This is a genomic window from Cupriavidus sp. SW-Y-13 (genome assembly GCF_009793345.1).
Taxonomy (GTDB): domain Bacteria; phylum Pseudomonadota; class Gammaproteobacteria; order Burkholderiales; family Burkholderiaceae; genus Cupriavidus.
The window spans coordinates 532,542-546,000 of sequence record NZ_WHLX01000001.1 but is presented as its reverse complement, the minus strand read 5'-3'; the positions used below and the strand labels follow the sequence as shown (position 1 = coordinate 546,000).

Here is a 13,459-nt window from a genome sequence, read left to right as displayed (position 1 = left end):
ACATGCGGCACGGCGTCATCGGTATGGCTTACAGCATTGCCTTCAGCAGGCGCGCCATTTCCGACGGGTTCTTGGTCACGGTGATGCCGCAGGATTCCATGATTTCCAGCTTGGCCTGTGCCGTATCGGCGCCGCCCGAGATCAGCGCGCCGGCATGGCCCATGCGCTTGCCCGGAGGCGCGGTCACGCCAGCGATGAAGCCAACCACCGGCTTCTTCATGTTTTCCTTGATCCAGTAAGCCGCGTTGGCTTCGTCCGGACCACCGATTTCACCGATCATGACCACGGCGTCCGTATCCGGATCGTCGTTGAACATCTTCATCACGTCGATGTGCTTCAGACCGTTGATCGGGTCGCCGCCGATACCGACAGCCGACGACTGGCCCAGGCCCAGCGCGGTCAGCTGGCCCACGGCTTCGTACGTCAGCGTGCCCGAGCGCGACACCACGCCGATGCGGCCCTTGCGGTGGATGTGACCCGGCATGATGCCGATCTTGATTTCGTCCGGCGTGATCAGGCCCGGGCAGTTCGGTCCCAGCAGCAGGGTCTTCTTGTTCTGCTTACGCATCTTGTCCTTGACTTCCATCATGTCGCGGACGGGGATGCCTTCGGTAATGCAGACCACCAGATCCAGGTCGGCGTCGACGGCTTCCCAGATGGCGGCAGCAGCGCCTGCGGGCGGCACGTAGATGACCGACACCGTGGCACCCGTCTGCTCCTTGGCGTCTTTGACGCTGGCGTAGATGGGAATGCCTTCGAAGTCTTCGCCGGCCTTCTTCGGGTTCACGCCGGCAACGAACGCGTTCTTGCCGTTGGCATAGTCACGGCAGCCACGGGTGTGGAACTGTCCGGTCTTGCCGGTGATACCCTGGGTGATGACCTTCGTGTCCTTGTTGATCAGAATGCTCATTTGCTAGTCCTTTTAGTCGTCCCGCCCGGCCCGTCGTTCACGCTGGCCTGGCGGCAACGCAGTTGTCCTTACTTGCCAGCGGCAGCGGCCACGACCTTCTGGGCAGCTTCTTCCATGGTGTCAGCCGAAATGATCGGCAGACCGGATTCGGCCAGCATCTTCTTGCCCAGGTCTTCGTTCGTGCCCTTCATGCGGACGACCAGCGGCACGCCCAGCTGAACAGCCTTCGAGGCCGAGATCACGCCTTCGGCGATCACGTCGCAGCGCATGATGCCGCCGAAGATGTTCACCAGGATGGCTTCCACGTTCGGGTTCTTCAGCATCAGCTTGAAGGCTTCGGTCACCTTCTCGGTCGTGGCACCACCGCCCACGTCCAGGAAGTTGGCCGGCTCGCCGCCGAACAGCTTGATGGTGTCCATCGTGGCCATGGCCAGGCCGGCGCCGTTCACCAGGCAGCCGATGTTGCCGTCCAGCGAGATGTAGGCCAGGTCGAACTTCGAGGCTTCGATTTCGTTGGCGTCTTCTTCGTCCAGGTCACGGTACGCCACGATTTCCGGGTGACGGAACAGTGCGTTCGAGTCGAAGTTGAACTTGGCGTCCAGAGCGATGACCTTGCCGTCGCCGGTCAGGATCAGCGGGTTGATTTCGGCCAGCGAAGCGTCGGTGTCCCAGAACGCCTTGTACAGACCTTGCAGTGCCTGGCGGGCCTGCGGCACGCTTGCGTCGGGCACGCCGATCTTGCGGGCGATGTCGTCTGCGTCCGAATCCTTCAGGCCTTCAGCCGGATCCACCAGCAGCGTGTGGATCTTTTCCGGGCTGTGGGCAGCCACTTCCTCGATGTCCATGCCGCCTTCGCTCGATGCCATCAGGGCCACCTTCTGCGACACGCGGTCCACGACCAGCGAAACGTACAGTTCCTTCTTGATGTCCGCGCCTTCTTCGATCAGCAGGCGATTGACCTTCTTGCCTTCCGGACCGGTCTGGTGCGTCACCAGGGTCATACCCAGGATGTTCGTGGCGTAGGTCTTGACGTCCTCGATGCTCTTGGCCACCTTCACGCCGCCGCCCTTGCCGCGGCCGCCTGCGTGGATCTGTGCCTTGACGACCCACACCGGGCCGCCGAGCTGTTCAGCCGCCTTCAGGGCCTCTTCGACCGAGAAAGCCGGGATGCCGCGCGGAACCGGCACATTGTATTTGCGCAGGATTTCCTTGCCTTGGTACTCATGGATATTCATGCGTGTTTCCTTTCGGGTAGGCGTAAAGGGATGGGAAAAATGTGGAATCGAAGGGCTTTCGCCTGTTCCTGAGCCGACCGTGACGGTCAGCCCGACGTACCGTTGGGCCGGTGGACCTGGGTCTCCCCCCCACCTGATGCCGAGGCATCGGCGCGTGACGCGCTCTGGGGGGACGACGCCACGGCGCCGGCTCTCGGTTTCGGCTGGTGACCATACCAGCGCGGGTAAAACTTGCGAACCACCTCGCCCTCGAAATGCAAGGCGTGACAGCCATGAAGCTGCATCGGCGGTTCGGGATTGGGATCGGTGCCGTCACCCTCGCCGTCGCGAATCTTGAAGACGTCGCCGGCGAAAGCCTGAATAGCGGTGGTCGGCAGCACACCGGCCAGTTCCGTCAGGTGGCTGCAACCCGCCACGCTGCCAAGCCGCTCGCGCACCGCCTTGCGGAAACCCTTCATGAGGTTCAGGCCGATCAACTGACGATAGGCGGGACCAATGGTGTCGCAGTGCGTCGGATAAGGCACCCAATCGGAACATGCCTCGGCATCGACGATATTCAGGCGCAGATCCACGGTGACGCGTAGCCACAGGTCGTGCAGCGGCTGGCCTTCGGGACGGATGCGGTTGCCGGCCAGCTCGATGTCGCGCGGCTTGGTGTCGGTCAGGCGTGCTTCGATGTCCCACAGGCCGTCTTCCCGCAAATACGCCTCGGCCGTGATGGCACGGCGGTGACGCATGGCTCGATTGACGGGCGGGGAAAGCGGCATGACACCAGGGGCTGACGCGGCAGGCTGTTGTGGCAGAAATGGGGGGCGAAATTCGCGGTGGACTCCGTGGCCCGGAATTGCCTGGCACACGCTCTGGCCACTCCTTGAATCTTCAACGAATCGGCCGGACGGCCGCCTTGGGCCGGAGAACTCGTGGAGTTTAACATGCCGAACCGCTTTGACCCGGAACATCCTGCGCGACGGACTGTCCGGCGCCGATTGTTGCATCGACAAAACCGGCAAACCCGCTTCACACAAGGGAATCCGCCGCACGGCGCGTTTCGGCGCTGCGTTGCACCAGTGGTACGACAACTGCCTTGACGTCCGCACAAATACCCCTTATGCGTACGCAGGTATGCAGGTGGCTACTCCTCGGAGTTCACATCCCGTTCAGGGAAGTCGTCCTCGGCCCCGCGCAGGATCTTTCCGATCACCGTCCGCGAGAATCCGCGTGCCATCATGAAGCGGATCTGCTTGGCCCGCGCTTCCGCGGAATCGGGTGGCGTGCCGAAGCGTTTGCGCCAAACCTCGGTCGCCCGCTCCAGTTCCGTATCACGCAATCGATCCTGCAGGTCGCGTAGCTGGTCGCCGCCCAGTTGGTGGGTCTTCGCTTCCTGCATCACGCGCGCGCTGCCGTATCGGACGGCTCGCCGATGCACGAGGCTGTCGACGAACCGATCATTGGAGAGCCAGTTCTCGCGCTCCAGCGCATCCAGCAAAGCCTCTACCTGTTCGGCCGACTCGGCGTGCGGCGCCAGCTTGCGAGCCAGCTCAACCCGGCTGTGCTCACGACGCGACAGGTAGCCCACGGCACGGGCCTTGAGGGATAGCGGGGGACGGGGCATCAATACGGCTTGGCTTGGGTAAAACAGTCATCAGGACACATCAGAAACAAAAAAGCCGCCGCACAACCATGCGACGGCTTTCCTGCTGTCTTGCTGCAATCGGCCGGCTTAGCCTTCGATTTCGGCCGGCGCCGTGGCGCCGTTGGTCAGTGCCACGCCCAGCGCCGCACGGACCTTGTTCTCGATCTCGTTGGCGATATCGGGGTTCTCGCGCAGGTATTCGCGAGCGTTGTCCTTGCCCTGACCGATCTTCTCGCCGTTGTAGCTGTACCAGGCACCCGACTTCTCGACGATCTTCGCGTCCACGCCGAGGTCGATGATTTCGCCCTGGCGCGAGATGCCCTGGCCGTACAGGATGTCGAAGAATGCCTCGCGGAACGGTGGCGAAACCTTGTTCTTGACCACCTTGACCTTGGTTTCGTTGCCGATGACCTCGTCGCCCTTCTTGATCGAGCCGATACGGCGGATGTCCAGCCGCACCGAGGCGTAAAACTTCAGCGCGTTGCCGCCAGTGGTGGTTTCAGGCGAACCAAACATCACACCGATCTTCATGCGGATCTGGTTGATGAAGATCACCAGGCAGTTCGTACGCTTGATGGTGCCGGTCAGCTTGCGCAACGCCTGGCTCATCAGGCGGGCCTGCAGGCCGGGCAGCGAATCGCCCATTTCGCCTTCGATTTCGGCCTTCGGCACCAATGCGGCCACCGAGTCGATCACGATCAGGTCGATCGAGCCCGAGCGCACCAGCGCATCGGTGATTTCCAGGGCTTGCTCGCCGGTATCCGGCTGCGAAATCAGCAGGTTGCCGACGTCGACGCCGAGTTTGCCCGCGTACTGCACGTCCAGCGCGTGTTCCGCGTCGATAAACGCGCAGGTGCCGCCCAGCTTCTGCATCTCGGCCACAACCTGCAGCGTCAGCGTGGTCTTGCCCGACGATTCCGGGCCATAGATTTCCACCACACGGCCGCGCGGCAGGCCACCGACGCCCAGCGCGATGTCCAGGCCCAGCGAGCCGGTGGACACCACCTGGATATCCTGCTCCACGTCGCCGTCGCCCAGGCGCATGATCGAGCCTTTGCCGAACTGCTTCTCGATCTGGGAGAGCGCGGCGGCAAGCGCCTTCTGCTTCTCAGCGCTCACGCCGGCGCCGGCCTTCTTGTCGTCCATGGTCGTCCTTCAGTTCAATAGGTAGCAATTGGTGTATAAATAGGCCGCATGCGGCGCGGCGCCTGATTTTCAAGACTTTTCCGATTGATATCGGAGGAGTTTGAACCCTTTGGCGCCCTGCTCGGCCCCGCGCCCGTCCCTTTCGGAGACCGGACGCGGAATGTCGAGTACTGTATAAAAAAACAGTATGCTTGGCAAGCCCCTCCGGTACCGCAGCCGGTGGCCGGCGATGCCAGGCCATAAAAAGCTGGACAAGGGTGGAGACAACCATGCGGATTCTGATCGCCGAAGACGACGATGTACTGGCCGACGGCCTCACTCGCTCCCTGCGCCAGTCGGGCTATGCAGTGGATCATGTCGCCAATGGCGTGGAAGCCGATTCGGCGCTGTCCACGCAGACTTTCGACCTGCTGATCCTGGACCTGGGCCTGCCCCGCATGCCCGGCCTGGAGGTGCTCAAGCGGCTGCGCACGCGCGGCGCCATGCTGCCGGTGCTGATTCTGACGGCTGCCGATGGCGTGGACGAGCGCGTGAAGGGACTGGACCTCGGCGCCGACGACTACATGGCCAAGCCGTTCGCGCTGTCCGAACTGGAGGCGCGCGTGCGGGCGCTGGTGCGGCGCGGTGCCGGCGGCGGCGCCACGCTGATGCGTCATGGGCCGCTGGCTTTCGACCAGGTGGGCCGCATCGCCTATCTCAACGAGCAGATGCTGGACCTCTCCGCGCGCGAGATCGGCCTGCTGGAGATCCTGCTCACGCGTAGCGGGCGGCTGGTCTCGAAGGAGCAGCTCGTCGACCATCTCTGTGAATGGGGCGAGGAAGTCAGCAACAATGCCATCGAAGTCTACGTACACCGCCTGCGCAAGAAGATCGAGGTGGGTGGCATCCGCATCGCCACAGTACGCGGGCTGGGCTACTGCCTCGAAAAATTCCAGCCGGCGCTGGCCGCTCATGATTGACCTGGCTGACGCAGCGCGTATGAGGCATGCATGAGCCGTTTGAGTCTGCTGCGATTGCCGTGGCGACGCCAGGCCGCCGACGGCGCCACCCGCAAGCCCGAACCGGCCCACCCGACACTGGCGGATGCCGCCGCCGATGACGCGGCGCTGGCCGACGCTTTGCCTCACCTCGAGGAAACCTCCGCGCATCCCGCGCCGCGCTCGCTGTTCGGTGAGATCCTCGACTGGATGCTGGCACCGCTGCTGCTGCTCTGGCCGATGAGCATCGCGGTCACGTACCTTGTAGCCAAGTCCATCGCCAACGGGCCGTTCGACCGCGCGCTCGAAGCCAGTGCCATCGTGCTCTCGCAGCAGGTGCGCGAAGTGAATGGCCGCGTGACGCTGCAACTGCCGCTCTCGGCGCGCGAGATCCTGCGCGCAGACGAGACCGACAACATCTATTACCAGGTGGTGGGCCGGCGCGGTGAATACGTGGCCGGCGATCACGACCTGCCGCTGCCGCCCGAAGACGAACAGGGCCACGCTGGCCTGGTGTCGATGCGCGACGATCGCGTGGCAGGCAACGACGTGCGTGTGGCCTATACCTACGTCGATCTCAAGAACGTTGGCGGTCCGCAGCACGTGCTGATACAGGTGGCCGAAACGCTCGACAAGCGCGCACGGCTGGCCAATGAAATCATCAAGGGTGTGATCCTGCCGCAGTTCGTGATCCTGCCGCTTGCCGTGGTGCTGGTGTGGTTCGGCCTCTCGCGCGGACTCGCGCCGCTCACGGCGATCCAGCAGCGCATCCGCGCGCGCAATCCCGGTGACACAAGCCCCATCGATGAACGCGCCGCGCCTCAGGAAATCACACCACTGGTGGCATCGTTCAACGGACTGCTCGCGCAACTCGACCAGTCCGTGCAGACGCAGAAGCGTTTCATTGCCGATGCCGCGCACCAGATGAAGACGCCGCTCGCGGGGCTGCGCATGCAGGCCGAACTGGCGCAGCGCGAGCAGTCGCCCGAAGAGTTGCGGCGCTCGCTCGCGCAGATCGCCGGCAGTTCGGAACGCACGGCGCACCTCGTCACGCAGTTGCTGTCTCTCGCACGAATGGAGAACCTCGCTGGCGCCGGTGGCATGGTGCCGCTGGACCTGGCCGCACTCGCGCGCGACGTGGTGAAGGATTGGCTGCCGCAGGCATGGGCGCGCCGCATCGACCTAGGCCTGGAAGCCGACGAGCACGCGGTGCTCATCACCGGCAACCGGCTCATGCTGACCGAGATGCTGAACAACCTGCTCGACAACGCCATCCGCTACACGCCTGCCGGTGGCCACGCCACGGTACGCGTGACCACCGATGCGTTCGAGCCCTTCGCGTATCTCGATGTGGAAGACACCGGCCCTGGCATCGCGCCGGCCGAACGCGAACGCGTGATGGAGCGTTTCTACCGCGTGCTGGGCACCAATACCGAAGGCAGTGGCCTCGGACTGGCCATCGTGCGCGAGATCGTGCAGCAGCATGGCGGCGAGGTAACGATCGACGACCACGTGTATCAAACATCGCCACGGCTGGCCGGCACGCGGCTGCGCATCACGCTGCGCCGTACGCCGTCAGAGGAAGCGCTCGCATGAAAAAGCCACCGCGTGACAGGATGACGCCGCTCGAACGCAGGTCGTGGCGCCACAACGTGCGCTGGATCGTCGGGTTGCTGGCCGTATGGTTTGTCATGACGTTCGGCGTGAGCTGGTTCGCGCGCGAACTGCGCTTCGACTTCATGGGCTGGCCATTCTCGTACTGGATGGGCGCGCAGGGGGCACTGATCCTCTACGTGTTGATGGCCGCGCTCTACGCCTGGCGCATGAATCGGGCCGATGACGCATTGCATGAGCGTGAGCGCATCGAGGCAGAGGTCCGCGCGGCGTCAGTTGCATCGCCCTCGCCAGCGCCCGCCGTTCCTGACAAACCCCGCTCGGCGGATCTGCCCTCCGTGTAAGGGTTTTCGCGAACCGCCGCACGCCATGCTGCAGAGCAAGAGCGCGTTTGCGCGCAGTGCCATGCGGCACGCGCGGGAATCGCCCCGCATCGCAGCAAATTCGCCCGTTGCCGGTGGCTCGCGCCGAGTAGCGTATACCCCGACGCATTCCGCGGCGTTTGCAGAACTTCTGTCAGAACGCAGTAAGTTTCGCCTCCCACAATCGTTCCAGCTTTGGTGTATGGGCCGGCACGCGCATCTGGCATGGCCCGGCACCAGGGACCATTTCGACGGAACGACGTCAAACGGAGGAGACAATAAATGGCAAACGCGCAAAACGTGGGGACGGTATCGTCCGCCAGCAATGCGCCGATGACGAAGGAAGAGAAAAAGGTCATTATGGCCTCTTCCCTCGGCACGGTTTTCGAGTGGTACGACTTTTACCTGTACGGTTCGCTGGCGGCCATCATCGCCAAGCAGTTCTTCGCGGGCCTGGACCCGACCTCGGCATTCATCTTCGCGCTGCTGGCATTCGCTGCGGGCTTCATCGTGCGACCGTTCGGCGCGCTGGTGTTCGGCCGCCTGGGTGACATGATCGGCCGCAAGTACACGTTCCTCGTCACGATCCTGATCATGGGCGTGTCGACGTTCGTCGTCGGCCTGCTGCCCGGCTATGCCACCATCGGCTGGGCGGCCCCGATCATCCTGATCCTGCTGCGCATGCTGCAGGGCCTGGCACTCGGCGGCGAGTACGGCGGCGCGGCTACCTACGTGGCCGAGCACGCTCCGCACGGCAAGCGCGGCGCCTACACCGCGTGGATCCAGACCACTGCGACGATGGGCCTGTTCCTGTCGCTGATCGTGATCCTGCTGTGCCGCGAACTGACGGGTCCGGCATTCGAAGTCTGGGGCTGGCGCATTCCGTTCCTGCTCTCGATCCTGCTGCTGGCCGTGTCGGTGTACATCCGCCTGTCCATGAGCGAATCGCCGGCCTTCCAGAAGATGAAGGCCGAGGGCAAGACCTCGAAGGCACCGCTGACCGAAGCCTTCGGTCAATGGCGTAACCTGAAGATCGTGATCCTGGCGCTGGTGGGCCTGACCGCCGGCCAGGCCGTGGTCTGGTACACGGGCCAGTTCTACGCGCTGTTCTTCCTGACGCAGGTGCTCAAGGTAGATGCCAAGACGGCCAACCTGCTGATCGCCGGCGCCCTGGTGATCGGCACGCCGTTCTTCATCTTCTTCGGCTCCCTGTCGGACAAGATCGGCCGCAAGTGGATCATCATGCTCGGTTGCGCACTGGCCGTGTGCACGTACTTCCCGCTGTTCAAGGCGCTGACGCACTACGCCAACCCGGCACTGGAACGCGCCCAGCAGTCGGCACAGATCGTGGTGACGGCAGACCCGAAGACCTGCTCGTTCCAGGGTAGCCCGATTGCCCGCGAGATCGACTTCCGCAGCTCGTGCGACATCGTCAAGCGTACGCTTGCCCAGGCATCGGCCAGCTACGAGGTGGTGGAAGCACCGGCCGGCACGGTGGCCTCGGTCAAGATCGGCGACAAGGAAATCAAGTCCTTCGACGCCAACGTGGCCGGTGGCGCGTTCGACGACGCCAGCAAGAAGCAGATCGCGGAGTTCAAGAAGGCGGTTGGCAGCGAGATGACCTCGCACGGCTACCCGACCAAGGCGGACCCCGCGCAGATGAACACGATCATGGTGCTGGTGATCCTGGTCATCCTGGTGATCTACGTGACCATGGTCTACGGACCTATCGCGGCCATGCTGGTGGAAATGTTCCCCACCCGCATCCGCTACTCGTCGATGTCCCTGCCGTACCACATCGGTAACGGCTGGTTCGGCGGCCTGCTCCCCACCATCTCCTTCGCGCTGGTGGCGCAGAACGGCAACATCTACTACGGCCTCTGGTACCCGATCGTCATCGCGGCCATCACCTTCGTGGTCGGCGCGCTGTTCGTCCGCGAGACCAAGGACGTGGATATCTACGCCAACGACTGACGGCTGGTAGTAGACGCAGAAGATTTATCGGAGGGACCGGTAACCCTCGCTCAGGATGGCTGGCCAACCAGGCCAGCCGCTCCTTCCAGGCAGACCTTCGGGTCTGCCATTTTTTTGGGCAGCTTTCCGGCCACCTGCCGAAGCTTGCAGAAAGTTGTCATGAAGGTGTTGACAGGTGCCAATCCAACGGTATAATTGCGGTCTTCGTTGGCGAATTAGCTCAGCCGGTTAGAGCGACGGAATCATAATCCGCAGGTCCGGGGTTCGAATCCCTGATTCGCCACCATCTATTAGAAAAGCCGCAGTCCTTCACGGGATTGCGGCTTTTTGCTTTGGGGGTGCGGGCTTTGGGATGCCGGCGAACGACCCGCCAGCCGTTGCGCCACCCCTTTGCCTCACGTCGTTGAGCGCTAGGCCACCAGACCCATCAGCGCTCCCAGCTTCAAACTCTTCCCCGCCAGTTCACGCTGCTCCGCCAGCACGCCTTGCAAAATCTCCCGCGTGGTATCCGGATTCGCCAGCACTACGCGGAACACGGCGATGGCGCGACCGCCCCATTGAGACGAGGTCAGTTGTGTGCGGGACACGAAGGAGTGCCCGGCCTCGCGCTGCATTTCCTGGATGTCGATGGTCAGCGCATCCAGCGCCTGCTGGATCTGCTCGCGCTTATCCGCCGGTGTCGTGGCCGAGGCCAGCGCGGCGCGCGCGGCTTCCGGCACGTAGCGGTAGGTCAGCAGGCAAAGCTGGGGCCGACTGTCGAGTTCGAAGTCGGGTTGCTGTTCGATCAGCGAGGCAAAGTATTTCGCGTTGTCGATGCCCGTTTCGATCAGCTTTGCCAGACCCTTGCGGCCCAGCAGGTGCAGGTTGGCATAGAGCATCACCGCTGCGGCACCCCGGGACCCCTCCAGCGTATGGCGGCCCAGGTCGACCGATCCCTTCCGGACGATGTAGTTGGCGTGCTGGATGATGTCTTGCGTCCATGCGGGATCGCGGAACAGCACCATGCCGACACCCATCGGTACATAGAACTGCTTGTGGGCGTCGATGACGACGGAGTCCGCGCGCTCGATGCCGGCGAAGCGGCCCCGCTCGCGCGTGGAAAGCAGCGTGGCGCCACCCCATGCAGCATCCACATGAAAGTGGCAGCCGAACTCCTGCGCGACATCGGCCATGGCGTCGAGCGGATCGACGGCACCGGTTTCGGTCGAGCCGGCGATGCCGACGATCGCCATCGCACGGATATTGCGCTGACCAAGATCCCGCAGCGTCTCGCGAAGCAGGTCGATGCGCATGCGGCCATCGGCATCGACGCCAACGGGGATGAGGTTGTCGCGCCCGATGCCGAGAACGTCGGCCGCTTTCCGCAGCGAGTAGTGACCGCGCTCCGAAACCACGATCGCCAGCCCATCATAGCCATAGTGGCGCAGTGCCGCGGCCAGCCCTGCGCTGTGCACACCTGCAAACCCGTCGCGGGCGCGCAGCGTGTTGTTGCGGCTGGCCCAGAGCGCGGCGAGGTTCGCGGTGGTGCCGCCCGCGCAGAAAGCGCCCAGCGAGTGCTCGGCATCGTGCAGCCACCGCGCGTAGAAGTCGTCGCCCCTCCCGAAGACAAGGTTGTGCAGCATGCCAACAACCTGTCGCTCCAGCCCGGTCAGCGCGCCCGAGGTTTCGAGTTTCACCACGTTCTGGTTCAGCGCCGCCACGATCTTTGCCAGCGATGGCATAAATGACGGCAGGGAGGACGTCATATGGCCGATAAACGTCGGCGACGCCACAGGCATCACGTGCCGGAACACGTCGTGGAGCAGATGGTCTGCGTGTACTTGCGGCGCGGTAGGTTCCTCGGGCAACGCCACCGAAGCAAACTGCGCCTCGCGCGTAGTGCAGGCATCCACCGGATCGAAATCTTCGCCAGCGAAGAAATCCGCAGGATGCTCGGCAATCCGGCGTTCCAGATCTTCGAACGCGCCACGGTCCGCATCGAACCAGTGCAGCGGGCAATCGTCATCCGCGCCAATCACCTTGTCCGCGCGTGCCTCGTGCTCTGCCGTTCCACGAACGTCGTGGGAAGTCTCCGCCTTCATTTGCATCACCCAGTCATTCCATGCCGCTACGAGGGCGGCACTGATTTGACTGGGGATTATGCCGGATTGGTCAACCGGCGGGCCATCCTGCGGCAGCAATGGCCCGTCATGGTCCCGATGTCGTCCCGGACGGCCCCGCTCAGAACGCCAACTGATGCCGTCGCGAGAACTCCGCCAGATCGATCAGCGAATTGAACCCGAGCTTGGTCATGATGCTTGTCTTGTGCGAGCTGACCGTCTTGTTGCTGATGCCGAGCGCGTCCGAGATGGCCTTGTTGGAATGTCCGACCGCGAGGAATCGCAGTACCGTCAGTTCGCGGCGGCTCAGCAGCGCGCGCGGGTCGGCGGGGTTGATGGCGGCGCGGCGGATCGTCGGTAGCGACGACAGCGGGAACGACGCGTAGCCACTCATCACGGCGCGCACGGTGTCACCAAGGTTCTCCAGTCCGCCACCCTTGTCGACATAACCGTGCGCGCCGCTCAGCAATGCGCGTTCCGCAGCCTGCTGTAGTGCGGAGAGCACCAGCACGCGCGTGAGCGGATAGTTGGCCACAACTTCCTCCAGCACGGCGTCGCCGGGCAGGTCCGCCATCTGGAGATCCAGCATGACGAAATCCGCCGCACGGGCGCGAAGCGTGTCCAGCGCCTCGATGCCACCGCTGGCAAAGCGAACCTCGTCGAAGCCTTCACCTTGCAGTACCGCCTGAGCGTTGCGGCGGATGGCGGGATGGGTGTCGATAACTAGAGCATTGGGCATTGCAGTTCTCCGTGAACGAACAAGCCACAGCATAGTTTTTCCGAGGGCGCGCCGGATAAGGAAACGTCTCGAATTCGTGTGGGAAAGGTCCGAGTATTTCTGCGGAAATTTCCGTCTTTGCGGAATTGTGTCGTCGAGTTCCGCATCGCCGAATTTGGGCAGGGCGCGGAGCAACCACATCGCCATCACCATGACAATCGTGAAATCCTTAAAAATTCCGATAGGATTTGATCTAAGTTACGGTGTAAGCACCCTGTACGTGCCATGCTGGTTCCTGCGGCGCCCCCAGCGCCAGTCTTTTCCCAACCAAGGAGATTGCGCCATGTCCCAGATCGTACTTGCCACCGACGGCTCCCCGTTCAGCGATGCCGCCGCGAGATTCATTGTCGACGGCAAGCTGCTGCAGCCTGGCTTTACCGTCCACGTTGTTCACGTGACGCCGGATGTCACGGGGGGAGTCCGTGCATTCGTCAACAAGGAGACGATCGATGCATGGCACAACGAGGAGAGTGGCAAGGCCATGGCCTCGGTCTGCGCGATTTTCGAAAGTGCCGGTGTACCGTTCGAGCGCCATGCGCTGCATGGCTTCGCACCCGAGAAGATCATGGGCCTCGCCAAATCCGTTGGCGCCGACGCCATTGTGATGGGCACGCATGGACGCGGATCGTTCTTCGACGCCGTACTGGGGTCGGTGGCGGGTCGCGTGCTGGCGCTGGCGCCATGCCCGGTGATCATGGTGAAGGCGGAGAAGTCCGCCCGCTGAAGAAGTG

At 63.3% G+C, this 13,459-nt stretch carries 12 protein-coding genes and 1 tRNA gene; 6 read left to right on the top strand and 7 right to left on the bottom strand.

Going from position 1 to position 13,459, the window contains the following annotated elements:
- Window positions 1–28 precede the first annotated feature (28 nt).
- The 5 genes from sucD to recA form a co-directional block, all read right to left on the bottom strand.
- Window positions 29–910 (bottom strand): succinate--CoA ligase subunit alpha, encoded by an 882-nt coding sequence (gene sucD / locus GA566_RS02535; RefSeq protein WP_130391006.1) that lies wholly within the window; start codon window positions 908–910, stop codon window positions 29–31.
- A 68-nt stretch (window positions 911–978) separates the two neighbouring features.
- Window positions 979–2,145, bottom strand: coding sequence for an ADP-forming succinate--CoA ligase subunit beta (gene sucC / locus GA566_RS02530; protein ID WP_130391007.1), 1,167 nt, complete (start codon window positions 2,143–2,145; stop codon window positions 979–981).
- Between the two features lie 86 nt (window positions 2,146–2,231).
- Complete coding sequence (locus GA566_RS02525) at window positions 2,232–2,912, bottom strand: DUF2889 domain-containing protein (protein ID WP_137924982.1); 681 nt, start codon at window positions 2,910–2,912, stop codon at window positions 2,232–2,234.
- Between the two features lie 365 nt (window positions 2,913–3,277).
- Window positions 3,278–3,757, bottom strand: a complete 480-nt coding sequence (gene recX, locus GA566_RS02520) for a recombination regulator RecX (protein ID WP_202126650.1) — start codon at window positions 3,755–3,757, stop codon at window positions 3,278–3,280.
- A gap of 108 nt (window positions 3,758–3,865) precedes the next feature.
- Window positions 3,866–4,924, bottom strand: a complete 1,059-nt coding sequence (recA, locus tag GA566_RS02515) for a recombinase RecA (RefSeq protein ID WP_137924980.1) — start codon at window positions 4,922–4,924, stop codon at window positions 3,866–3,868.
- Between the two features lie 269 nt (window positions 4,925–5,193).
- Between recA and GA566_RS02510 the strand changes: the two genes are divergently transcribed.
- The 5 genes from GA566_RS02510 (at window position 5,194) to GA566_RS02490 (ending at window position 10,137) form a co-directional block, all read left to right on the top strand.
- Complete coding sequence (locus GA566_RS02510) at window positions 5,194–5,883, top strand: response regulator transcription factor (RefSeq protein WP_137924979.1); 690 nt, start codon at window positions 5,194–5,196, stop codon at window positions 5,881–5,883.
- 39 nt (window positions 5,884–5,922) lie between these two features.
- Entirely contained in the window at window positions 5,923–7,497 is a 1,575-nt protein-coding gene (locus GA566_RS02505) for a sensor histidine kinase (protein WP_137925015.1), read from the top strand.
- A complete protein-coding gene (locus GA566_RS02500) occupies window positions 7,494–7,859 on the top strand; it encodes a DUF4212 domain-containing protein (RefSeq protein WP_137924978.1) in 366 nt (121 codons plus the stop codon). Before GA566_RS02505 ends, GA566_RS02500 begins: the two co-directional genes overlap by 4 nt.
- A 300-nt stretch (window positions 7,860–8,159) precedes the next feature.
- Window positions 8,160–9,851 (top strand): MFS transporter, encoded by a 1,692-nt coding sequence (locus GA566_RS02495; protein WP_137924977.1) that lies wholly within the window; start codon window positions 8,160–8,162, stop codon window positions 9,849–9,851.
- Window positions 9,852–10,060: 209 nt separating this feature from the next.
- Window positions 10,061–10,137, top strand: a tRNA-Met gene (locus GA566_RS02490).
- 124 nt (window positions 10,138–10,261) lie between these two features.
- Here GA566_RS02490 and panP read toward each other — a convergent pair.
- Window positions 10,262–11,938, bottom strand: coding sequence for a pyridoxal-dependent aspartate 1-decarboxylase PanP (gene panP / locus GA566_RS02485; protein WP_237380023.1), 1,677 nt, complete (start codon window positions 11,936–11,938; stop codon window positions 10,262–10,264).
- Between the two features lie 133 nt (window positions 11,939–12,071).
- Complete coding sequence (locus GA566_RS02480; RefSeq protein WP_137924975.1) at window positions 12,072–12,689, bottom strand: response regulator transcription factor; 618 nt, start codon at window positions 12,687–12,689, stop codon at window positions 12,072–12,074.
- A gap of 322 nt (window positions 12,690–13,011) precedes the next feature.
- Here GA566_RS02480 and GA566_RS02475 point away from each other — a divergent pair, with 322 nt between their 5' ends.
- Window positions 13,012–13,452, top strand: a complete 441-nt coding sequence (locus GA566_RS02475; protein WP_137924974.1) for a universal stress protein — start codon at window positions 13,012–13,014, stop codon at window positions 13,450–13,452.
- Window positions 13,453–13,459: the final 7 nt, after the last annotated feature.